A 22980-nucleotide genomic window follows, 5' to 3' on the forward strand; every position below is an offset into this window, starting at 1 on the left:
ACCGCCGCGATCTGGCACAACGACCAAGCCGGACAGCCCGTCATGCGCTCCCTCACCGCGTACGACCACTGAACCCCTTGGCATCAGTCATCTAGACGAGTCTTTCCGAATGCCTGCGGGCATGAGGCGAGGGTGCTCAAGATCCGTTTGTGACGACGAACTTGACCACCCTCGTGACCGCACTCTACGTGAAGATCGACGATGGCTGGGCCGGAATCGCCCGTCTCCCCGGCAGGCCGCCGAAGCTGAGTCACTCCGAGTTGCTGTGCCTGGCTGTCATGCAGGCCCTGCTCGGCTTTCACAGCGAGGCCCGCTGGCTACGGCACGTGCGCGAGCACTACCGCGGGATGTTCCCCTACATCCCGCAGGACGCCGGCTACAACAAGCGCCTGCGAGCGGCGCTGCCCCAGATCAAACGCCTCATCCGGACCCTGGCCCAGGACACCGACTTCTGGCACGAAACGTGAACGACACGCTCAAGGGACAGCTTGACCTGGAGCAACACGGCGGGCGCACCTGCGAGGGCGTCGCTGTGCGCATCGCGCAGCGCGTCCTCGCGCTTGCCGCCGCGATCTGGCACAACTTCCGCACCGGCCAGGCGGTCAGCCGCTCACTGACCGCCTACGACCACTGAACGCGTTCGGAAAGACTCGTCTAGGCCGAGGAAGACGTCGATGTTGCCGGTATCGATCACGTGCAGGCCCCTCCATCACGCTTTCGTCCGGCCTTGCCAGGGCACCGAGCTGCCACATCCACGTTACGGAGAGCTCTTCCGGCTTGGGCGAAGCCGGTGCTCAAGCCCCTCATCAGCGGTCCGTCGATGCCTCCGGGCCCGGTGACACCACCCCCCGGATCATCAACCGCAACAAGGGGGGAAGTCATACCGGACCCGAAGGCCGGAGGCCCCATTGCGGAGCCACGAAGAAGGTAACGGGGGGCATGACGCCAAGTGTCCTACCAGTTGTTGGTGCACTGCACGCCGTACAGCGCACCGCTGTCCTTGGCGAAGCCCACGCAGGCGCAGGCGCGGTAGCAGTAGTCGTCTTGTTGTCGCAGGCGGTGCCGTAGCAGCCCGCCGTGTAGGACGTGCTGGCGAGCGGGACCAGACCCATCACGACGGTCGCGGCCGAGACGGCGGCGACACGAGAAGCGATCTCGAGCATGGAATTTCCCTACGTGCAAGGGAATATCGGCGGGTCCCCTGAACGCGGAAATCGCCGAGAGGCTTCCTAGGGCGAGGGCTAGCAGCAATGTCGATCAACATAGCGGCGGGGTAAGTTGCTTGCCCAGGAAAGTGGAACGACCCTTACTGGATGCGGCCCCGACGTATCGCGCAACTGACGGCGACGGTCAGCCCGCCGCCCGCCCGGCATCGATCGTGCCCCCGATGGCCAGCAGGACGGCGGGCAGGACGATCAGCAGGAAGGCCATGGCCCAGCCCATCCTCTTCGTCGTCCGGCGCGCGACCTTCCTGCACAACAGGATCGCCAACGACAGGTACAGGAAAGCACCGAGGAAGGCCATGTACAGGAAACCCATGAGGAATTCTCCTTGTGAACGACAAGGGGGAGGGAGGCTGGCCCGTGCGGCGGTCCGGTCCCCCTCCCCTCGGCGTGATGTTAAATCACCTGCCGCTCCTCCCGGTTACCGGGTGAGGTTGACGTCGAACTCCTTTTCCGGCTCGTCGCAGTGCACCACCTTGCCGGGCCGGTTCCCGGGCCCGTCACCGAAGATCGGAACTGGTGCGTCCACGCCCCACGGGTTGCCTCCGTTTCCCCGCGTGCCCACACCGCACCAGGCATAGGCATTGCCATTGGGCGCGGTGCCGGGGAAGTTGGAGAAGTTCTTCCAGTCCCCGCCGCTGATCCGCTGGTCGGACGGATGGCCGAGGTTGTCCGTCATGCGGTCGTCGACGTACAGGTAGAGGTCGGGCATGTAGGACTGGTAGACGATGCCGTTGGACGGGTGTGCGTCGTCGTTCTTCAGGTAGTGGGTCGGCTTGATGGACCCGTCGGCGCAGAAGGCGGCGGCGATGTCCTGCCAGATCGGCGGCGCGTTGCCGATCATGGAGCCCCACATGTTGTTGTTCCAGGAGCCGCTGTTCTTGAAGAACATCGAGTAGACGTCCCCGGCGAACCGCCGCACCGCAAAGTTCGTCTCCGTATTGGAGTTGACCGCGTCCACCCACGCCTTGACATTGTCGTTGATCGACTTGTGCCCGACCATGGCCCGGTAGCCGTGTACACCGCCGCCGATGGCGCGGAAGTCCACGCACTGCTTGGCGTCGTCGAGATGCGCGGCACGGAAGTGCGGGAAGTAGGCCTGGCCCGGGGTGTCCCCGTCCTCATAGGGGTGGGAGATCTTGAAGTCGCCGTACTCCAGCGCGTCCTGCGTGCTGTAGTCGATGTCCGGCGCGGGAATGCCGTAGTCCGCCTCGATCGCCTTCATGATCTTGGTAACGAAGTAGGGCAGGTGGGCGTTGCCGACCCGGGTGCGGTAGTCCGACCCCACGCTGCCGTCGACGATCTTCCCGTCCTCGCCGACCACGAAGGTCACGCTCACATCGGACTTGATCTTGTAGCTGTTCGGGTCCTTGTAAGCCTCGGAAGCCGGCTTGGATGGGTCGGGACGCTCGTTGGCCATGGCCATCCACCTCGGGATCGACATCGCCGGGGCGGAGCCGTCGGCGTTCGGCTTCCACCCGCCCGCCTTGATGTCCTTCGCCCACTGCTCGGCCGCGTCATAGGTCTTCTGACCCGTGCACTCACCCACAGCCTCGGGGTCCTTGCACCGCGCCTCGTAGGTCAGGCCGAATGCCTCGACACCATTGCCGTTGTTGTTCCACAGCTGGGCCCGTTCGGCAAGCCCCAAACCCCAGTCGTAGAGCGACTTCATCGACCGCACGGGCGTGTTGAGCTGATTCACCGGCCAGTTCGAATTCAGCTCCTGGTTCGGGTCGAAGACCGCGGCGGCGGTCAGCGACCGCTGGACGAACTTGCCCTTGATCGGCTTGAACGCCACGGAGTTCCAGGCGATGTCCTGGTCGGCGGTGCCGTCCTTCGTATAGTTCGTCAGCTTCACCTTGGGCGTGGAGCTGAACTTATAGGCACCGAGCGGCACCCACTTGCCGTTGTTCGCGTTCTGGTCCACGACCCGCTCGTACGGACCGCCGACGGCACCGTCGATGACGTACTTGGCGCGCCGGGTCTGCGCCCCGGTGTCGGGGATGTACGCGTAGACCGCGGCGAGGTCGTAGGACTTGCCCGCCGTCCACTCGCCCTCGAGCGTCATCCGGTTGCCGTCGCCACCGAGGTGGTCGTCGTTACGGGTGCGGGTGTACCAGAAGTGGCCTCCGTGGCCGCCGCCGACCGAATGCAGATCGGCCTTCGCCTCGTAGTGCTTGTCCCAGTCGGGGTAGAAGGTGAACTCGAACTTGCCTGTCGACGACGCCTTCCCGCACTCCGACCAGGTCTCCGTGCCGGCCGGGATCGAGGCGACGACGTCGGCGCCGTCCGGAGCGCCACCGCACACCGGCTGGCCGTTCTTCAGTCGGTAGCCGCGGCCGGGCTCGGCGCGGAGCGTCTTGTACTTGATGCTCTCGTTGCCGCACGAGTCCTTGCAGTCCGGCTTCCAGGTGGCGTTCTCCTGGGTCCACCAGAACTGCCGGTAGCACGCCTCGTCGGGGCAGTCGATCGGCTTGCCGGCGTTACAGCCGTTGTTGCTGTTGCAGAAGGTGTCCAGCGGCGGGCTGACGCGAGAGCGGCTCTGGGGAGTGAGCCACCAGGCGGGCATGAAGCCCGCGGTAGTGTAGCCGGACTCGCCCTTCCAACCCTGCTTGCCGTCCGTGTCGTAGGAGAAACCGGTGTCGATGGACCAGGCGGCCCAGCCCACCACCTTCTCCTCGTACGGCCAGAACTGCGGGTGCGCCGCGTCGGCGATGTATTCCGTGCTCAGGGACGTGTCCATGAACGGGTGGTCCCAGGCGCCCTTCTTGTACATGGGGTTCGCCGGGTTGTTGTACCAGCCCAGGCCCCAGTGCCCGCCGTTCTTGCCGGCCTCGGACCTGGGGTTGAAGCCGAGGTTGTAGTTCCAGACGGCGGTGAACCAGTTCTCCACGCGGGACGGGTCGTCGTTGTTGACCGTGATCCGCTGTCCGTCCGTGTGGACCTCGTTCCACTTGTCGGCGAGGATCTTCATGGAGGCGGCGATGTTGGTGGCGTAATCGATCGCGATGATCTTCTGGAGCTTCGGGTCGAGGCTCGTCTCGACCTTCTGGCCCGTCACCTTGTCCGTCTTCTCATGCCCCTTCAGACGCATGCCGTCCGTGACCTGGCCGACGCCGTAACCGCAGTCGGATTTATCCCAGTTGATGCGCCAGTAGCCGAGCAGCGTGTCCTTGGTGCTGTGGCCGTAGTAGCCGTCCACGGCGGCCAGTGGGTTGCCCATCTGACCGGGGATCGAACCGGACTCGGCCTGCCACAGGTTGGACTCCTGGGCCAGGATGCCGAGGAGGACGTTGGCGGGGATCTGCCCGCCACCGTTCAGCGACGGGCGGGGGAACAACCCCTGCGGGTCGACCGTCCCCAGCCCGGCCTGGTCGCGGTAGCCGCCCTGGCGGAGCCAGGTGCCGCGCAGCTGCCCGCGCACGGCCATATCCACCGCCCACTCGACCTGGTTCGGCGTCGGCTGCAACGCCTGGACACTCATGTCGTTGCGGGAGACCGAGCACCAGCGGTCGGTGTCGGTCGGATCGTGCGAGACAGGCGCGTCGACGGGCCCGCCCGCCTTCACCGAGGCGAGGGTCAGCGTACGCGGCTTGGTGCCGCCGGTCAGCGCGGGCGAGAGACCCGCCTTGAGACGCGGCTGCGCCGAGGTCACCCGCTGTTCGACCTTGTCCCCCGTCGTCGTGGCGGTCGAAGTGACGGTCAGCGTGGTGTCGGCGTCCGCTACCCCGGGAGCCTTCCCGGAACGGGCACGCACGCCCGCCTCCGGCTCGTCCGCCTTGACGAAGCCCTTCCCGCCGCCCTTGATGCGAGTCAGTCCGGCGCGGACGCCGGGGGCGAGCACGGGGTCGACAGCGAGGCGGCCGAGGGAGGAGACGTCGGTGTTGGCCGGCGCGTCGATCCTGGTGATCCCGCTCCCCTCCACCTTGACGTCCTTGGAACGGCCGGTGAGGAAGGTGCGGCCCTGCGCACCGGTCACGAGGTCGAGGTCACCGAGGGCACCGGTGGCCACCGTGCGCGGTGCGCCGTGTCCGTTGTACACCTTTGCCTGCGCCGTCTTCGTGCCCTTGCGGTCCACGAAGCCGATCCGGCCGTCGGTCATGGGACGGATGTCGAAGGGAATGCTGTCGCCCTTGGCGAGCCGGCGGGTCTTCCCCTCACCGTCGATCCGGACGAGGTCGATGCCGAGGCCGGCGACGACCCCGTCCTTCGCCGGAGCCGCCGACGACACCTGCCCGCGCAGCTCACCCGTCTTCATGACCGTCCTGCCGGACGTGTCCACGGTGATCACCCGCGACTTCGTCTGCGACGCGTCGTTCATGTCGCGGTACTGGGTGAAGGCGGCGGTGTGCGTGGTGGTGTTGCAGGTGGGGTCGAAATAGGCGAGCGTGGCGGTGAACGGCAGCTTTGTCACCGCACCCGTCGTAGTGTTCACGATCGCCGTGAACGCGCCGCCCTGCATCAGGTCGGGCTTGTTGGTGAACGAACGTGGGGCGTACACGGCGGCGACGTGCGAGTCGTCCATGACGCACTGGTTGCCGATCCATGTATCGGCCGACATCCCCGGCTCGTTGAGGACGGCCGCCGTCTTCCACGCGTAAGCCTGGCCCGATTCCGCGGCGAGGATCCGCAGGCCGGCGGAGTCCGCCACGGCGGTGACGGCCTGGTCCTTCGACGTTTCCCAGTTCTTCCCGAGGTGCTTGTCGGGATCGGCGACCCGCCCTGAACCGGCCGGGTCCCCGGTTGATTTGGGACTGTCCGGCGGGGCATCCGGTACGGCGTGCGCCGCGGTGCCCTGTATCAGACCGGTCAGGACGGCAGCGGCCACAAGCCCCGCGATCCCGGCACGGGTCGGTCTTAACGGTTTCAATTCGTTTACTCCCTCTGCGCGTTGGCAGCCGGCGGAGAAGGGCGGAGAACCCCAGGTGACGCCGGTGCGAATGATGGGCGCGCCATGAGGCGCCCAAATAGATGATCTTGGCCATCGTGAGCAGCACATAAGCTCAGGGCACAACCCCTGTGTTCGCGGCGGCAGTTGATGCCCTGACGCAGAGAAACAGAGCCGATATAGGCAATTCCGGGCGTGCCGGAAAGGGCCGGCCCACCCCGCGCGCACGACAGCGACCGGCCTCTCGGTCGGGAAGCGCGATCCTTCCGGGACTACCTGCGCGTCGGCGGGGTCTACCGTTCGGCCGCGACGGCCGGGGACGCCATCGACCCCTCATCCACGAGCCTGGTTCCCCCCGAGCACAACAACGCGAGCACGGCTCAAGCGCGCCATGGATCCCCACCCCTGAACTCAAAAAATCGCCGACGGGCTCCTCGTGATGGAGGCCGTCGCATGTCGATCAATATGAAGGCCGATTAAGTCTGCTGTCCAGCAGGCCATAACCGCCCCGGCCCGCGGAAATCTCCGGCGGAAGCGGATCAGTTGTGGACCGCCGCATCCCTCAAGGACAAAAAGGCTGCCCCTGTTACCAGCAGGTACAGAGGGAGCCTCTTCGTGGAGCCGCTACGACGACAGTGGGCCGCCGTTGTTGAAATGGAGGCCGTCGCTCCCCTTCAGTCGCCGTTGCCAAACTGGGGGTTGAGCCTCCCGGTGTTCTTCGCCGACGGGCCCGTCGAGTGTCTGGCGCCTCGGGCGTCCTAGGTGCCGGTGGAATCGACCTGGCCCCTGCCTCGACGGGGGCAGGGGCCAAGCGGGTGCCAGCCTCACTCATGCAGGACGACGTCGCCCCCGAGTCACCGAGTGCACCTTGCCCGTTAGCGCGGTCTGCACGAAGACCAGCAGGACTTCGGAATTATTCCCAGTAAATGCGGTCGTCGCTCGAGTTGCACGGATACGTCTTGGCAAACGTGTAAATGCCCTCCGTATTGCCCGATCCGAGACACCTTCCTGTGGCAACATTTTTGAGTACCCAGCCCTTGGACCACTTCTCTTCGGACCAAAGCTGATTTTTGTTGTTCCTCGGGTTGTCGCACCTGCCAATATAGACGGAGCCCCTGGTGTTACTGTCTAGGCACCAAACTTGATCGTCGTTCAAATGCTCCATCCAGTTGTTGCCGAGAGAGGGCCAGATCTCGTCGTACCAGTAGTCCGGGTACTTCTCGCAGTTGTCCAGGAGCGCCCCGATCGTCGAGTCCGCAAAGAGGCACAGCCCGGTCTGCTTGTTCTTCCAGTCGATCTTGCCGTCGGCCGCCGCAGGTCCAGCTGTCGCGAAGGCAATTGCCGAAGCTGCCAGGGCGGCAACGGCGACACTGCGTAAGCTCATCTTCTTCATGGGAAACTCCTTACCTTCCGAATGTGTAGAGGCTTCCCAACCTGCATTCCCGGGAAGCCTGCTTGGGGGAGCATGCGGTACGGAGACTGCTCAGTCAATGCTGGAGCTTTATGACGAGGACAGCGCCGGAAGTTCGTCAATTCGCTCAGTGTATATGGAAGTTGACGTCCAGTCACGTGGTTTCGGGAGGCGCATCGTATGCGCGAAGCGGCCGCCGTACTCCAGGAGGAGTGCGGCGGCCGCTTCGTCGGTTGCGTCCCGCTCGGACTACGGGCTCGGTGTCATCCCGTTGAGGTGGAGCCCGTCGTCCCCATCTGGACCGCCGTTGTCACCCGGCGAGTTGGGATTCCGGGTGTTCGGTGCCGGCCTGGCCGTTGGGGTCGTCGGAGGCTTCGGCGTGTGCGGCGTCTCGGGCGTCTTCGTCGCCGGCGGGCTGGACGGCGATGGCGTCGACGGGGCGTGCGTCACCGGGGCGCCGTGGTGGCGGGCGGCGGCGGGGCCTGCGTGGCGGCGGCGTTGTCCGTCTCCAGGTCGAACTTCGCGGGGGCGCCGTCGCCGAGGGCGGCGTCGGTGTAGTCGGCCCAGACCTCGGCTGGGAAACCACTGCTGTTCATGGAGGGGGGAGACCACCGGCGCTGTAGAGCTGCTCCTGCTTGCCGCCGGGCCCTTCACCGAACACTCACGACCACCGTCGTGAGTGTTCGGCGTGTAGGCCGCGAACCGAGCCGCGTGGTCCTGCTCGGCTGTACCGGTCTTGCCGGCGGCCTGGAAGCCGTCGCTGCGGAAATTGTTGGCCATGCCTTGCCGACCACCGCGGCGACGGCGATCGGCCGGGCCCGTCTGCGACTGGGCCCGGAGCCGCTGAAGACGCTGTTTGCCCGGGTGTGCCGGCCGGTGGCGACCGAGGACACGAGCGGGGCCTGGTATCGGGGGTGGCAGCTGGTCGTGGTGTACGGCACCACCTTCGACGTGCCGGACACCGAGGCCAATGCCGCCTGCTTCGGCCGCCTGGGAACCAGCCGCAGACAGGAGAAGAGCGCCTATCCGCAGGTGAGGGCGGCCGCGCTGGCCGAGTGCGGCACCCAGGCTGTCTTCGCAGCCGAGGCCGGACCGCTGGCTGTCCATGAAACCGAGCTGGCCCAGCACCTGTTCGGCTGGCTCACGCTGGGCATGCTGCTGCTGGCCGACCGCGGCTTTCGCGGCTTTGACCTGTGGCGAGCCGCCACCGCAACTGGCGCAGACCTGCTGTGGCGCGGCACCCCCCCGCGTGACCCTGGCCGGGCCGACCAGGGTCAGACCGACCTGCCGGTATTGCGTCTAGCTAGGGGGCGCTCTGCTCGCCGCTGGGCGGGCGGCCCGGGCGACGCATGGCGCCCACGCCCCGTGGCAGCCGCCCGGCCTCGGCGAGCGCTCTGCGCAGCAGGAACTCGATCTGGGCGTTGGTGCTGCGCAGCTCCTCGCCCGCCCAGCGGGCCAGGGCGTCGTGCACCAGCGGGTCCAGCCGCAGCAGCACCTGTTTGCGCTGCCGCGGCCGGTCTCCTCCGGAGAGCTCGTCGGTCACTGGTACAGGGTGCCGGTGTTGAGGACGGGCTGGGCGGCCCGGTCGCCGCACAGCACCACCAACAGGTTGCTGATCATGGCCGCCTTGCGCTCCTCGTCCAGTTCCACGATGCCCTGTTCGCTGATCCGGGCCAGGGCCTGCTCGACCATGCCCACCGCGCCATCGACGATCAGCCGCCGGGCGGCCACCACGGCGCCTGCCTGCTGGCGCTGGAGCATGGCCGAGGCGATCTCGGGTGCGTAGGCGAGGTGTGTGAAGCGGCACTCGATGATCCGCACTCCGGCGGCCCGGACCCGTACGGCCAGTTCGGCGGCCAGCTTCTCGGTGATTTCCTCGGCGTTGCCGCGCAGCGAGAGGGCGTTTTCCTCGTGCCCGTCATAGGGGTACTCGATGGCGATGTGCCGCAGGGCCGTCTCGGTCTGGATGCCGACGAACTCCTGGTAGTCGTCCACCTCGAACAGGGCCTGCGCGGTGTCCGCCACCTGCCAGACCACCACGGCGGCCAGCTCGATGGGGTTGCCGTAGGCGTCGTTGACCTTCAGGACGGGCGTCTCGTGGTTGCGCACCCGGGTGGAGATCCGCCGCCGGCTGGTGAAGGGGTTGACCCAGCGCAGGCCCTCGGTGCGGATGGTGCCTCGGTAGCGGCCGAAGAGCTGGACCACCCGGGCCTCGCCGGGGGCCATGGTGTTCAGGCCGCGCATGGCGATAAAGGAGGCGATGATCAGCGCGACGCCGCAGACGATCACCGCAGCGGCCGGACCGTGATGACCGGCACTGCCGAGCGCCGCGCCGCCGACGATCGTGCCGATCCCCAGCAGCAGCCCGACCAGACCCAGCAGCAGGGCCAGTCCGCCGCCGATGTCCTTGGCCGGAATCTCCCGCGTCCTTGGCTGAGATGCCTGCTCAGCAGGTGTTTCTGGCATGGCGGTTCCCCCCTTGATGACAGCCTAGCAATGTGATAGCAGTTTATCGCCCTGTACGGTTTCCCGCATCGCGCCGTACCCGGGCCCGCCCCCCGGGGTGCTGTATGTCACGTTTGGCAAACGCTTGATCGATGGGCCTTTCGTGACCGTTGCGGTGTTAGCTTCGTGAGCTGGTTCGGGGGCGGACAGACTGGAGCTACGGGAGAGATGGGCCGAGCGGAAGCACGAAGGGCGCAGAAGAGTCGCGGCGCCCGCAGCGCAAGGGGTAAGAAGCCCAAGAAGACCGGCATACGCCGCTTCTTTACCTGGAAGAAGCTGCTCGCCTACTTCTTCGGTCTGATAGCCCTGGGAGTCGGCGCCTTCGCGGCGCTCTACTTCTCTGTGGACGTACCCGCCAACGGAAACAGCGCGGCGGAGGCGCAGAGCAACGTCTACCGGTTGTCCAACGGCAAGGTCCTCGCCCACCCCGGCAAGTTCAACCGCGAGGCAGTTGACTACGCGAAGATCCCGGCGAACATCAAGGACTCGGTGGTCGCCGCAGAGAACAAGAACTTCTGGACCGACCCCGGCATCGACTTCATGGGCACCAGCCGGGGCATCCTCTACACGCTGATGGGCAAGGGCACCCAGGGTGGCTCCACGATCACCCAGCAGTATGTGAAGAACTACTACCTGGACCAGCGGCAGACCGTTCAGCGCAAGGTCAAAGAGCTGATCATTTCGCTGAAACTGCAGCAGAACCATTCCAAGGAAGACATCCTCGCCGGGTACCTGAACACCAGCTTCTTCGGCCGCAACGCCTATGGCATCCAGGCGGCCTCGCACGCCTACTTCAACAAGGAGCTCGACAAGCTCAGCATCGAGGAGTCCGCCTACCTCGCCGCACTGCTCCAGTCTCCGAGCTCGTACGACGTGGTGGTGGGCAGCCCGGCCGGCAAGGCGGCGGCCATCGCCCGCTGGAACTATGTGCTGGACAAGCTGGTCGAGATGCACAAGATCCCGGCCGACAAGCGCAAGACCATGCAGTTCCCCAAGGTCATCTACCCCAAGGCCGACCCCGGCCTGGACGGTCAGAAGGGCTACATAGTCGACCTGGCCCGAGAACAGGCCAGCCAGATACTCAAGGCCCAGGGGCGCGATCTGGCCGCTGGTGGCTACACCATCACGGTCACCATCGATGACAAGAAGCAGAAGGCGCTGGAGAACGCGGTCAAGACTCAGCTGACCGACCAACTGCAGCCCAAGACTCGCAAGGCCGACCGAAACGCCCAGGCCGGTGCTGTCTCGGTGGATCCCAGGAGCGGGCAGATTGCGGCGATCTACGGCGGCCCGGGGGAGAAGGGGCCGAATCCGCACTGGATCAGCAACGCCACCCGCTCCGACTTCCAGCCTGGCTCCACCTTCAAGCCGCTGATCTACACGGCGGCGCTGAAGAACGGGTCCAAGACCCAGAGCGGCCAGCCGATCAATGCCAACACCATCTACGACGGCACCAACCAGCGGAAGGTGGTGGGCTCCAACGGCCAGCCGGTCCAGCCGCCCTACGCCCCCGAGAACGAGAACCAGGCCAGCTACGGTCCGGTGACCGTGCAGTCGGCGATGAACCAGTCGATCAACTCGGTCTTCGCCCAGATGGCCTGGGATGTCGGTCTGCACGACGTCAAGTCGCTCGCCGGCGACATGGGCATGAACATCAAGGACCCGGACTTCGTGGAGAAGCCCGCCATGGCGCTGGGCTCCATGGGTGCCAGCCCGTTGGAGATGGCCGGGGTCTACGCCACCCTGGACGCCCACGGCAAGAAGGTCTCCCCGACCATCATCAAGTCGATCAGCTGGAAGGGCTCGGACATCAGCCTGCCCAAGGCGGTCGGCGCCAGCGACCCCATCGACCGCAACACCGCCGACGGCGTCACCTCCCTCCTCCAAGGCGTGGTCAACGACGAAGAGGGCACCGGTAGCGTGGTCAAGAGCGACCGTTACGCGGTCGCCGGTAAGACCGGTACCTCCGAGGAGGACCGCTCGGCCTGGTTCACCGGCTACACCCCGGACCTGGTGACCTCGGTCGGCCTGTTCGGTGATTCCCCGGACGGCAAGCACGTCTCGCTCTACGGCGTCGGCAGCGACGACCCGACCAAGCGTGTCAACGGTGGTAGCTTGCCCGCCAAGATCTGGGACGCGTACACCTCGGCCGCGCTCGGCGACGACGCCACGCCCAAGTTCGACCTGGAGACCGAGGACGGGCCCGCCACGGCCGTCCCGTCGGCGCCGGCGACCACCGCGCCGCCGTCCCGTGTGCCGACCACGCCGACGCCCAGCCACTCGCCGTCGCCGACGCACACCCCGCCGTCGACGCCGACGACCACCCCCCACACGCCGTCGCCGACGCGCAACCCGCCGTCCCGCCGGCCGACGGGCCTGCCGTCGGACCCCACGGGTGATATCCAGGGCAATGACATCGGAGGCCCGGGAGGCGACCCCAACAACCCCAACAACCTCAAGCAGTAGAGCGGCATATGACGGCCGCCGTCCCCCGGACCCGGGGGACGGCGGCCGTCGTCGTTCTCAGGCGCCGTTGACCTTGATGGCGATCCGGTCGCCGGTCGCCTTGTCGATGTTGCGCCAGTACTGCAACGCCCGTTCCAGGACCGGCCTGCTCACCCCGGCCAGCAGGTGGCCGGCCACATTGGAGACGAGCCGTTCCCGTGCCGCGTCGTCCAGTACGGAGCGCACCATGGTGCCGGCCTGCCCCCAGTCGTCATCGTCGCGGTGGAGCTTGTACGCCTCGCGGACCATCTCGCCGGACGCCGCCCAGCCGGCCACCTCGCCGAAGCGGGTGGTGTCGGCGGCGGGGCCGCCATAGGAGTTGGGGGCGTAGGGGCGGGCGGCGCGGGAGGGTTCGTAGCGCATCGGGCCGTCCTTGGCGTAGGAGTTGACCACGGAGTGCGCCCGGTTGGGCGGGAGCTGGGCGTAGTTGGGGCCGATGCGGTAGCGGTGGGTGTCGGGGTAGGAGAACAGGCGCCCCAGCAGCATCTTGTCGGGGGAGGGGCCGATGCCGGGTACCAGGTTGGAGGGCTCGAAGGCGGCCTGTTCGATGTGGACGAAGAAGTCCTCGGGGTTGCGGTCCAGGGTCATCCGGCCGACCTCGATCAGGGGGTAGTCGCCGTGCGGCCACACCTTGGTGAGGTCGAAGGGGTTGAAGCGGTAGTCCGCGGCGTCCTCGAAGGGCATGACCTGGACGTACATGGTCCAGGACGGGGCGTTGCCGCTCGCGATGGCATCGGACAGGTCGCGGCGGTGGAAGTCGCCGTCGGTGCCCGCGAGTTGGTCGGCCTCGGACTGGGTGAGGTACTCGATGCCCTGGTCGGTCTTGAGGTGGTACTTGATCCAGTGCTTCCGGCCGGCGGCGTTGACCCACAGATAGGTGTGCGAGCCATAGCCGTTCATATGGCGCCAGGTCCTGGGGATGCCGCGGTCGCCCATCAGCCAGGTGACCTGGTGGGCGGACTCGGGGGAGAGGGTCCAGAAGTCCCACTGCATATCGTGGTCGCGCAGGCCGTTGTCGGGGCGGCGCTTCTGGGAGCGGATGAAGTCCTGGAACTTGATCGGGTCACGGACGAAGAAGACCGGGGTGTTGTTGCCCACCAGGTCGTAGTTGCCGTGCTCGGTGTAGAACTTGAGGGCGAAGCCGCGCGGGTCGCGCCAGGTGTCCGGGGAGCCCTGCTCGCCGGCCACGGTGGAGAAGCGGGCCAGCATCGGGGTCTGCTTGCCCGGCTGGAAGAGCGTGGCCTTGGTGAACTGGCTGATGTCGTTGGTCACGCGGAAGGTGCCGTAGGCACCGCCGCCCTTGGCGTGGACCACCCGCTCCGGGACCCGTTCCCGGTTGAACTGGGCCATCTTCTCGATCAGATAGTGGTCCTGGAGCAGGATGGGGCCGGTGTCACCGATGGTGAGCGAGTGCTCGTCGCTCTCCACCGGAATGCCCACATTGTTGGTGGTGTAGCGGTCGCTCTGGGCCGAGTCGGTCATGGGACGCCTCCCGGAACACATGAGGATGAGGGCGTCGTTGGTGCCGCCCTCCGCTCCGGCCCAGTGAACTCCCGTCGACAGCCCGTCGGCAACAGCACTAATGCGTCTGAGTGGGCAGCCCCAGTTCGAACCACACCACCTTCCCGGTGCTCAGCCGGGTGGCACCCCAGCGCCGGGCCAGCTTGTTGACCAGATAGAGGCCGCGGCCGCCCTCGTCGGACGGGCGGGCCTGGCGGAGCCTGGGCAGCTGGGGTACGTCGTCGCCGACCTCGCAGCGCAGGACATCGGTGCGCAACAGCCGTAGCGTGATGGGGCGTTCGGCGTACCGCACCGCATTGGTGATCACCTCGCTGACCAGCAGTTCCACCGCGTCGGTGAGGTCCAGCAGGTCCCAGCGGGCCAGCGCCCGGCGGGCCAGGCGGCGGGCCTGTCCGGCGGTCTGCGGGCGCGGGTCCAGGAACCAGTAGGCGACATCGCTGGGGGCTATGCCCTCGAAGCGGGCGGCCAGCAGCGCGATGTCGTCGTCCCGGTCGCCGGGGCCCAGCATGCCCAGCACCTCGTCGCACAGCGGTTCCAGCGGCGGCGGGTTGGGGCTGGTGAGGCGGGCCGTGTCGGTGAGGCGTTCGCGGAGTTGCTCTATTCCGGTCCATACGTCCCGGATGCGGGACTCCACCAGGCCGTCGGTGTAGAGGAGCAGGGTGGCGCCGGCGGGGGCGTCCAGCTCCACCGCCTCGAAGTCCACGCCGCCCACGCCGATGGGGGCGCCCGGCGGCACCCGCAGCACCTCGGCCCGGCCGCTGCGGTGCAGCATGATGGGCGGCGGATGGCCGGCGTTGGCGATCACGATGCGGTGCGAGACCGGGTCGTAGACCGCGTAGAGGCAGGTGGCCATCCGGTCCGAACCCAGCCGCTGGGCCTGCTCGTCCAGGTGGTGCAGCACCTCGGCCGGCGGCAGGTCCAGGCCGGCCAGGGTCTGCGCGGTGGTGCGCAGCTGGCCCATGATGGCGGCGGAGGTCATGGAGTGGCCCATCACATCGCCGACCACCAGGGCGATGCGGTTGCCGGGCAGCGGTATGGCGTCGTACCAGTCGCCGCCCACCCGGGCCGTCTCGGCGGCCGGCAGATAGCGGCTGGCCAGCCGGACGCCGGTGGGCTGGGGCAGCGAGTCGGGGAGCATGGTGCGCTGGAGCTCGTCGGCGATATAGACCTCGCGGCCGTAGAGCACCGCCTTGTCCACGCCCAGCGCGGTGTGGGTGGCCAGCTGGGCGGCCACCAGCAGGTCGTCGCCCTCGAAGGCGGGCCGGTCCGGGCGGCGGATGAAGACCGCCGCGCCGATCACCCGGCGCCGGCCGCGCAGCGGCGCCAGGATGGTGCGCTGTCTTTCCGGTATGTGCCGTCCGGCGCCCAGCAGTTCGGGGAGCGCCGCCCGGGCGGCGGGGGAGTCGCCGAAGACCGGCCGCACTCCGCGCAGCACCTCCGCGAGCGGCCCGCCTATCCGCACCTCGCAGCGCTCGGCGGCCTCCTCGGCCAGCTCCAGACCCAGTCCGGCGTCCTGGAGCGGCGCGCTGCCCTCCAGCGGCCCGGGGAAGCCGGCCGTCTCCAGGCCGCGGGCGTACTCCGGCAGCCGGTCGGTGCGGCGCAGCCGCAGCACCACCGGGCCCACCGGGCGCTCGTCGCCGACCGGCAGCGGATCGCGCAGATAGACCAGGATGGCGTCGGCGAAGGTGGGCACGGTGGCCCGGCACAGGCCCAGCACGATCTCGTCCAGGTCGATGCCACGGGCGATCCGCCGGGTGGCGGCCCCGACGAAGCGCAGCCGTTCGCCGCCGGGGACGCCGGGGGTTCTTCCCGGGCCGTCCGGACCGTGGCCGTCGATGCCGTCGCCGTCCGCGCCGTCGGTGCCGTGATCGCCGGTGCCGGGACCGCCTTCGGCGGAGGGAGCGCCAGCGTTGGATGGAGCGTTGGCGTCCGAGGGGGCGTCGGCGCCGGAGGGAGCGTCGGCGGCCCCGGCCTGGGGAGGGTCCCCGGCGTTGGACGGATCCCCGGCGTTGGGCACGTCCCCGGCGCGGGGCGCGTCCGCGGAGGACTGCCGGCCGCGGGTGCCGTGGGGGCTTGTGCCGTGCGGGCGGGGGCCGTCGTCGCGTCCGGACGGCGCGGACTCGCCCGCGGGGGTCCGGGCGGCGCCCGGAATGTCATCGGGGGCGCGGTCCCGCTCCGCGGAGTGGGCGGTGTCGCGCGCGGGGGCGTGCCCGGGAGCGTTCACCACCGTCGGCGGGGCGCAGGCGCCGTCCCGGGGGCGTGCGGTCTCGTCGCCGGGGCGGGGGTCGGGGCCGGCCGCCTGGCGGGGCTCGGTGCCGGGGGCGCGGCGCTGCGCGGGCGTGCCCGGCGTCCGCCGGACACCGGCGCCTGGCCGCCCCCCATGGGCGTTGGGATGCTCCGTCACGCGTGGAATTCCATCCGTCGGGGCTTTCACAAGCCCGGTCGCACAGGGCGCACCGCTTCAGGCGGTGCGTCGCAGGTTGAGGAAGAGCTGGATCTCGGGTGGGACGTCGGTGCTCGCCGGTGCGTACGCCGGCGAGCTCTCGCCGACGATCTCGAATCCCGCTTGGCGTACGACCTCGCGCAGGTCGTCCCGTAGATAGCCGGATACCCGGATGCTGTGGCCGAGGAACGGGATGGCGTAGTCGTCCACGTCCGCCTCCACCATGGACAGGGCCAACAGGCCGCCCGGACAGAGCAGTTGGTGCAGCATCCGCAGGGCGTGCGGGATTTCCGCGCGCGGCAGCATCAGCAGCGAGAAGAAGGCGGCGATCCCGTCGAAGGGGCCCAGCCGGCCGTCCCTGAGGTCGGCCAGGTCGGCCAGGTGGAAGGTGGCCTCGGGCACATGGGTCCGGGCCAGTTCCAGCATGCCGGAGGAGAGGTCGACGCCGGTGACCCGGTGGCCGGCCGCGGCCAGCTGGCGGGCGGTGGGCAGGCCGGTGCCGCAGCCCACGTCCAGCACTCGGGAGCCGGGCGGCAGTGACCCGGCGAGCCAGGCGCCGGCCGCCAGTTGGCCCTCCTTGTGCGGAAACGCCTCGTCATAGCGGTCGCCGATGGCGTCGAAGGCCTCGGCCTGGCCGCTGCGGTCCAGTCCCGAGCGGGCGTAGTCATCGTATTCCCGCAGGTCGTCACCGCTCACGGTCCGCCCTTTCTGCTCCTGTGGTCGATGTGATTGAGCGTCATTTGCCGTGCCGGAATGGCAGTTACGGGTCTTCGGGTCTCGCGGAGGACGATCCTACGGTTGCCCGGTGGGGAGACGGCAAGCATCCCAGTCCGCCGGCAGCGAGGGCACCGGCCAGGCGGGGTCCGGACGCCAGTGCTCCCAGCCGGAGGTGAACGGGGCGCCCCAGGCCTCGATGTGCTCGGCCGCCGCGTGCCCGGCCGCCCGTACCCGCTCGGCCTGGGCGGCGGTGAGCAGGCCCACTTGCTGGGCCCGGGCGAACTCGTCCTCGTCCTTCCACTCCCATCTGCGGTCCGGCTGGACGGCGATGTCCAGGAAGTGGTCCTCGGAGTCCACGCCCCGGGCCCACCGGGTGAGGGGTTCCTCAAGGTTCACGTACCAGTTGCGGAACTGCCAGTCGAGGTCCCAGAAGAGCCAGATGGACCAGGGTTCGCCGGGACGGGCCAGCTTCAGCACGCCGGGGCCGAACCAGGAATCGACCGCCGTGGTACGGGGCTTGGTGTAGCGGGTGGCCAGCGGTTCGCGGTAGAGCGGGGTGCCGTCGGCGAGCACCGGGCGGACGCACGAGGTGCCGGGCGCCATCCAGGCAGCCAGCAGATCGGGGGTGTCCTGCACCACGGTCATCGGCCGGCAGATGTGGATGCGGTCGGTGGCATTGCCCCGGTAGCGCCAGAGGATCTGGTCGCCCGGGGACCAATGGGGCTGCTGGGTCGTGGGGTCGGCCGCCGTCTCCGCTGTCATGGAGGGATCTTAGGGGCTGCGGGCGGCGGCCGCCGTGACGCAGTTCGCTTGGGCGGGGCTTGCGTTGGGTGGTGTCCCGGGGCGCTCCCGTTGTGCTCCGGAGGGCGCCCCAGCAGGGCACGTTCCTATGGGCGGGTCATCCGCAGCACGTCCAGCGCCTCGTCCAGCTGCTCCTCGGTCAGCAAGCCCCGCTCCACATGGCCCGATTCAAGGACCACCTGCCGGATGGTCTTGCGCTCGGCGAGCGACTTCTTGGCCACCCGGGCCGCCTCCTCATAGCCGAGGTAACGGTTCAGCGGGGTCACCACGGAGGGGGAGGACTCCGCGTACTCCCGGCACCGTTCCACATTGGCGGTGATGCCGTCCACCGTGCGGCCGGCCAGCAGCCGGGAGGCGTTGGCCAGCAGCCGGATGGACTCCAGCAGGTTCTTGGCCATCACCGGCAGCATCACATTGAGTTCGAAGTTGCCCGCCGCCCCGGCGGTGGCCACGGTGGCGTCATTGCCGACCACCTGGGCGGCGACCATCAGCACCGCCTCCGGGACCACCGGGTTGACCTTGCCCGGCATGATCGATGAACCGGGCTGCAGATCGGGCAGGTTGATCTCGGCCAAGCCGGTGCGCGGGCCGGAGGCCATCCAGCGGAGATCGTTGGCGATCTTGGTGAGGCCGGTGGCGATGGTGCGCAGCTGGCCGCTGGTCTCCACCAGGGCGTCCCGGGCGCCCTGCGCCTCGAAGTGGTTGCGGGCCTCGGTCAGCGGCAGCCCGGTGGCCGAGGCCACTTCGGCGATCACGGCGGCGGCGAAGCCGGGTGGGGTGTTGATGCCGGTGCCCACCGCGGTGCCGCCCAGCGGCAGTTCGGCCAGCCGGGGCAGGGCGGAGCGCAACCGCTCGATGCCATAGCGGACTTGGGCCGCATAGCCGCCGAACTCCTGGCCGAGGGTGACCGGGGTGGCGTCCATCAGGTGCGTCCGGCCCGACTTGACCACCTCGGCGAACTCCTCGGCCTTGCGCTCCAGCGCCCGGGCCAGGTCGTCCAGCGCCGGGATCAGGTCCCGGGTCACCGCGGCGGTGGCGGCGATATGGATCGAGGAGGGGAAGACATCATTGGACGACTGACTGGCGTTCACATGGTCGTTGGGGTGCACCGGCCGGCCGAGCCGTTCGCCGGCCAGGGTGGCGATGACCTCATTGGTGTTCATATTGGAGGACGTTCCAGAGCCGGTCTGGAAGACGTCCACCGGGAAATGGTCGTCCCAGCGCCCCTCGGCGACCTCGGTGGCGGCCGCGGCGACGGCCTCCGCCATGTCCTGGTCGAGCACCCCCAGACCGGCGTTGACCCGGGCCGCCGCTGCCTTGATCCGGGCCAGCGCCTCGATATGCGCCCGCTCCAGACGGGCGCCGCTGACCGGGAAGTTCTCCACCGCGCGCTGGGTCTGGGCCCGCCATTTGGCGTGTGCCGGGACGCGCACCTCCCCCATGGAATCGTGCTCGGTCCGGTACTGCTCGGGCTCGCTCATCGTCGCCCACCTCCTACCAGGCACAGCGTTTGTCTCGTTTCACATGTTCCCCAAGGGCACTATCAGCCAGTAAATACCGCGGGTAACAACAGAAATCGGGGAGGCTTCATGACACGCAGACCCACCCTGCGCTGTTCTCTCGCGGCCGTCGCGGCGTTCGCCGCCGTTTTCGGCGGATTGGCCGCAAACGGTCCCACCGCCCACGCGGAATCGCCCGGGGACACCAGCGCGCGGTTACGCGCCACCGCCCTGAGCCCGGAGCTGGAGCGGATACGGGCCGCGGAGTCCGTCAAGCTCTACGGCGACTCCGCCCAGCGTCCGCTCGCCGACCGCAAGACCTCGCTGATCTCACTGGGCGACAGCGAGATCTCCGGGGAGGGCGTGGGCGTCTATGAGCCGGGCACCCATGGCCCGCACAACTGGTGCGACCGCTCACCGGACGCGGCCATCCACCGCACCTCGATACCGGCCGATGTGACCTACAACGTCGCCTGCTCCGGCGCCTACACCGGCAACATCCGCATCGGCGGCAGCAAGCAGTACCCCGATGAGCTGGTGCAGAGCGACAATCTGGCGATCAAGGCCCGCAACACCCGGATCAAGCTGGTGCTGCTGGTGGCCGGTGCCAATGACGACCTTCAGTTCGGCCCGGTGATGACCGACTGTGTGACCCGCTTTGTCACCTTCCAGGGCCCGTGTGAGCCCAAGTACGCGCCGGGCTGGCAGGGCAGGGTGGACGCCCTGGTGCCCAAGGTCGAGCGGACGGTCAAGGACCTGCGGACGGTGATGACGCGGGCCGGGTACGCCGATGGCGACTACAAGCTTGTGGTCATGGGCTACCCCAGCCCCATCGGCCCCGATGTCGAGGACAACCCCCACTTCCCCGGCAAACTGCCGGGCGGCTGTATGGGATACACCTCGGACGCGGCCTGGGGCCGCAATGCGGCCGTACCCGCCTTCGAGCGCGGGATGCGCAAGGCGGCGCTGGCCTCCGGTGCGGTCTATCTGGACAACTCCCGGCTGTTCCACGGCCATGAGGTGTGCATGGAGAACACCTGGGCGCGCGGGCTGTGGATCGACCTGTCCAACCCCTTCCCGCCCGACGCCAATTCGGTGCGCCAGTCCTTCCACCCCAATGAGCGCGGGCACGGCGCCTTCGCGTCCTGCCTGAGCCAGCTCTACAAGTCCGGCTACCAGGAGGCGGGTTGCGCGGACCCGGCGAACACCGGCACACCGGTGCTGCGCCGGGGCGCCTGGGACGACGCGTTCCGGCCGCTGAAGAACTCCGCGACCGGCAGCTGTATGGACGCGTACGGGGTGAGCAGTGCGAATGGCACCGAGGTGGGGGGCTGGGACTGCAACGGCAACCGGAACCAGGGCTGGTGGTACGACGCCCAGCAGCAGTCACTGCACAGCGAGTTGACGCATGCCCGGTGTGTGGATGTGCCCAACGGTTCCTATGAGGCCGGTATAGGGCTGGAGTTGTGGAACTGCCATGGCGGCACCAATCAGCGGTTCACCGTGTCCGGCGGAACGATTCGGCCGGTGGGCGCGCCTGGGCTGTGCCTGACGCTGGGGTCGGCGAAGGACGCGGTGCGACTGCAGAAGTGCGCGGGTACGGCCGCCCAGCGCTTCGCGTAGGCGGCTTACCCCGGCCCCGGGGCGGGTCGCGCCGCCGGGGCCGGGGTCTTGTCCTCGGGTGCGGGCCCTAGTTGCCCGACCGCACCGGGATCGAGGTGAACGTCGGCGCCGGCGCCGGGTCCGTGAAGAAGTCATTGCCCTTGTCGTCGACCACGACAAACGCCGGGAAGTCCTCGACCTCGATCTTCCAGACCGCCTCCATGCCCAGCTCCTCGTACTCGAGGACCTCGACCTTCTTGATGCAGTCCTGGGCCAGGCGCGCCGCCGGCCCGCCGATCGAGCCGAGGTAGAAGCCGCCGTGCGCGGCGCACGCGTCGGTGACCTGCTTGCTCCGGTTGCCCTTCGCCAGCATCACCTTGGAGCCGCCCGCCGCCTGGAACTGCTCGACGTAGGAGTCCATCCGGCCGGCCGTGGTCGGGCCGAAGGACCCGGACGCGTAACCCTCCGGCGTCTTGGCCGGGCCGGCGTAGTAGACGGGGTGATCGCGCAGATACTGCGGCATCGACTCACCCGCGTCCAGCCGCTCCTTGATCTTCGCGTGTGCGATGTCCCGCGCCACGACCAGCGGGCCGGTCAGCGAAAGCCGGGTCTTCACCGGGTACTTGGTGAGCTCGGCCAGGATCTCGTCCATGGGCCGGTTGAGGTCGATCCGCACCACGTCTTCGTCGCCGAGGTGCTCGTCGGTCGTCTCCGGCAGGAACCGCGCCGGGTCCGTCTCCAGCTGCTCCAGGAAGACGCCCTCGGCGGTGATCTTCGCAACGGCCTGGCGGTCGGCCGAGCATGACACCGCGATGGCCACCGGGCAGGACGCGCCATGCCGCGGCAGACGCACCACCCGCACGTCGTGGCAGAAGTACTTGCCGCCGAACTGGGCGCCGATGCCGATCTTCTGGGTGAGCTCGAAGACCTTCTCCTCCAGCTCCTTGTCCCGGAAGCCGTGGCCCAGCGGGGAGCCCTCCTCCGGGAGTTCGTCCAGGTAGTGCGCGGAGGCGTACTTGGCGGTCTTCAGCGCGTACTCGGCGGAGGTGCCGCCGACCACGATCGCCAGGTGGTACGGCGGGCAGGCGGCCGTGCCCAGCGAACGGATCTTCTCCTCGAGGAACTTCATCATCGAAGCCTCATTGAGGACCGCCTTGGTCTCCTGGTAGAGGAAGGACTTGTTGGCCGAGCCGCCGCCCTTGGCCATGAAGAGGAACTTGTAGGCGCCGCCGTCGGTGGCGTAGAGCTCGATCTGCGCCGGCAGGTTGGAGCCGGTGTTCTTCTCGTCCCACATGGTCAGCGGGGCCATCTGCGAGTAGCGCAGGTTGAGCTTGGTGTAGGCGTCGAACACGCCGCGGGAGAGCGCCGCTTCGTCGCCGCCCTCGGTGAGGACCTGCTGGCCGCGCTTGCCCATCACAATGGCGGTGCCGGTGTCCTGGCACATGGGGAGCACCCCGGCCGCCGCGATGTTGGCGTTCTTCAGCAGGTCCAGGGCGACGAACTTGTCGTTGGGGCTGGCCTCGGGGTCGTCGATGATCTTCCGCAGCTGGGCCAGGTGCGCCGGGCGCAGATAGTGCTGGATGTCGTGGATCGCCTCTTCCGCCAGCTTGCGCAGCGCCTCCGGCTCGACCTTGAGGAAGGTACGGCCGTCCGCCTCGAAGGTGGACACGCCCTCGGAGGTGACCAGTCGGTACGGGGTGTTGTCCTCGCCCAGGGGCAGCAGATCCGTATAGGCGAACTCAGACGGGGCAGACATTGCGGCGATTCCTCACTCGGCAGGCAGCTTGGCTGGCGTCCTCGACAGCGTTCCCAGCGTAGGCCCGTCGGCCGGGGTGCCGTCTGTGAGGTAAGGCTCAGTCCCCCTG

General features: G+C 68.4%; 14 protein-coding genes and 1 pseudogene. 3 read left to right on the top strand and 12 right to left on the bottom strand.

The window, feature by feature from the left end; translation table 11 throughout:
- Nucleotides 1-149: 149 nt before the first annotated feature.
- Nucleotides 150-634: pseudogene (locus ACIHFE_RS05060) on the top strand (hypothetical protein).
- Nucleotides 635-1350: 716 nt separating this feature from the next.
- Here the strand turns inward: ACIHFE_RS05060 and ACIHFE_RS05065 are convergent.
- The 6 genes from ACIHFE_RS05065 to ACIHFE_RS05090 all read right to left on the bottom strand — a co-directional run bounded on the left by ACIHFE_RS05065 (nucleotide 1351) and on the right by ACIHFE_RS05090 (nucleotide 9988).
- Nucleotides 1351-1539, bottom strand: coding sequence for a hypothetical protein (locus ACIHFE_RS05065; protein WP_400104419.1), 189 nt, complete (start codon nucleotides 1537-1539; stop codon nucleotides 1351-1353).
- A gap of 105 nt (nucleotides 1540-1644) precedes the next feature.
- On the bottom strand, nucleotides 1645-6222 hold the full coding sequence (locus ACIHFE_RS05070) for a hypothetical protein (RefSeq protein ID WP_400104420.1): 4578 nt from the start codon (nucleotides 6220-6222) through the stop codon (nucleotides 1645-1647).
- 802 nt (nucleotides 6223-7024) lie between these two features.
- Nucleotides 7025-7504 (bottom strand): hypothetical protein, encoded by a 480-nt coding sequence (locus tag ACIHFE_RS05075; RefSeq protein WP_400104421.1) that lies wholly within the window; start codon nucleotides 7502-7504, stop codon nucleotides 7025-7027.
- A gap of 464 nt (nucleotides 7505-7968) precedes the next feature.
- Nucleotides 7969-8118 (bottom strand): hypothetical protein, encoded by a 150-nt coding sequence (locus tag ACIHFE_RS05080; RefSeq protein WP_400104422.1) that lies wholly within the window; start codon nucleotides 8116-8118, stop codon nucleotides 7969-7971.
- Nucleotides 8119-8825: 707 nt separating this feature from the next.
- A complete protein-coding gene (locus ACIHFE_RS05085) occupies nucleotides 8826-9065 on the bottom strand; it encodes a hypothetical protein (protein WP_400104423.1) in 240 nt (79 codons plus the stop codon).
- Nucleotides 9062-9988, bottom strand: coding sequence for an SPFH domain-containing protein (locus tag ACIHFE_RS05090; RefSeq protein WP_400104424.1), 927 nt, complete (start codon nucleotides 9986-9988; stop codon nucleotides 9062-9064). The genes ACIHFE_RS05085 and ACIHFE_RS05090 overlap by 4 nt, the downstream gene beginning before the upstream one ends.
- 207 nt (nucleotides 9989-10195) lie before the next feature.
- Between ACIHFE_RS05090 and ACIHFE_RS05095 the strand changes: the two genes are divergently transcribed.
- Complete coding sequence (locus tag ACIHFE_RS05095; RefSeq protein ID WP_400104425.1) at nucleotides 10196-12493, top strand: transglycosylase domain-containing protein; 2298 nt, start codon at nucleotides 10196-10198, stop codon at nucleotides 12491-12493.
- A gap of 57 nt (nucleotides 12494-12550) precedes the next feature.
- Here ACIHFE_RS05095 and ACIHFE_RS05100 read toward each other — a convergent pair whose 3' ends face one another.
- The 5 genes from ACIHFE_RS05100 to ACIHFE_RS05120 all read right to left on the bottom strand — a co-directional run bounded on the left by ACIHFE_RS05100 (nucleotide 12551) and on the right by ACIHFE_RS05120 (nucleotide 19495).
- Nucleotides 12551-14014: a catalase gene (locus ACIHFE_RS05100; protein WP_400104426.1), complete on the bottom strand. Its 1464-nt coding sequence runs from the start codon at nucleotides 14012-14014 to the stop codon at nucleotides 12551-12553.
- 97 nt (nucleotides 14015-14111) lie between these two features.
- Nucleotides 14112-16457: a SpoIIE family protein phosphatase gene (locus tag ACIHFE_RS05105; protein ID WP_400104427.1), complete on the bottom strand. Its 2346-nt coding sequence runs from the start codon at nucleotides 16455-16457 to the stop codon at nucleotides 14112-14114.
- A 57-nt stretch (nucleotides 16458-16514) separates the two neighbouring features.
- Entirely contained in the window at nucleotides 16515-17192 is a 678-nt protein-coding gene (locus ACIHFE_RS05110) for a class I SAM-dependent DNA methyltransferase (protein WP_400104428.1), read from the bottom strand.
- Nucleotides 17193-17288: 96 nt separating this feature from the next.
- Nucleotides 17289-17975, bottom strand: a complete 687-nt coding sequence (locus tag ACIHFE_RS05115; protein ID WP_400104429.1) for a DUF402 domain-containing protein — start codon at nucleotides 17973-17975, stop codon at nucleotides 17289-17291.
- Between the two features lie 125 nt (nucleotides 17976-18100).
- The gene (locus ACIHFE_RS05120; RefSeq protein ID WP_400104430.1) at nucleotides 18101-19495 is read right to left on the bottom strand and encodes a class II fumarate hydratase; all 1395 of its coding nucleotides are present in this window, start codon (nucleotides 19493-19495) and stop codon (nucleotides 18101-18103) included.
- 108 nt (nucleotides 19496-19603) lie between these two features.
- On the opposite strand from ACIHFE_RS05120, the gene ACIHFE_RS05125 reads away from it, so the two are divergent.
- Nucleotides 19604-21136, top strand: a complete 1533-nt coding sequence (locus ACIHFE_RS05125; protein ID WP_400104431.1) for a ricin-type beta-trefoil lectin domain protein — start codon at nucleotides 19604-19606, stop codon at nucleotides 21134-21136.
- Nucleotides 21137-21203: 67 nt separating this feature from the next.
- Here the strand turns inward: ACIHFE_RS05125 and ACIHFE_RS05130 are convergent, their stop codons facing one another.
- Entirely contained in the window at nucleotides 21204-22871 is a 1668-nt protein-coding gene (locus tag ACIHFE_RS05130; protein WP_400104432.1) for a fumarate hydratase, read from the bottom strand.
- Between the last annotated feature and the right edge of the window lie 109 nt (nucleotides 22872-22980).

It is taken from the genome of Streptomyces sp. NPDC052396, assembly GCF_044593195.1.
Taxonomy (GTDB): domain Bacteria; phylum Actinomycetota; class Actinomycetes; order Streptomycetales; family Streptomycetaceae; genus Streptomyces.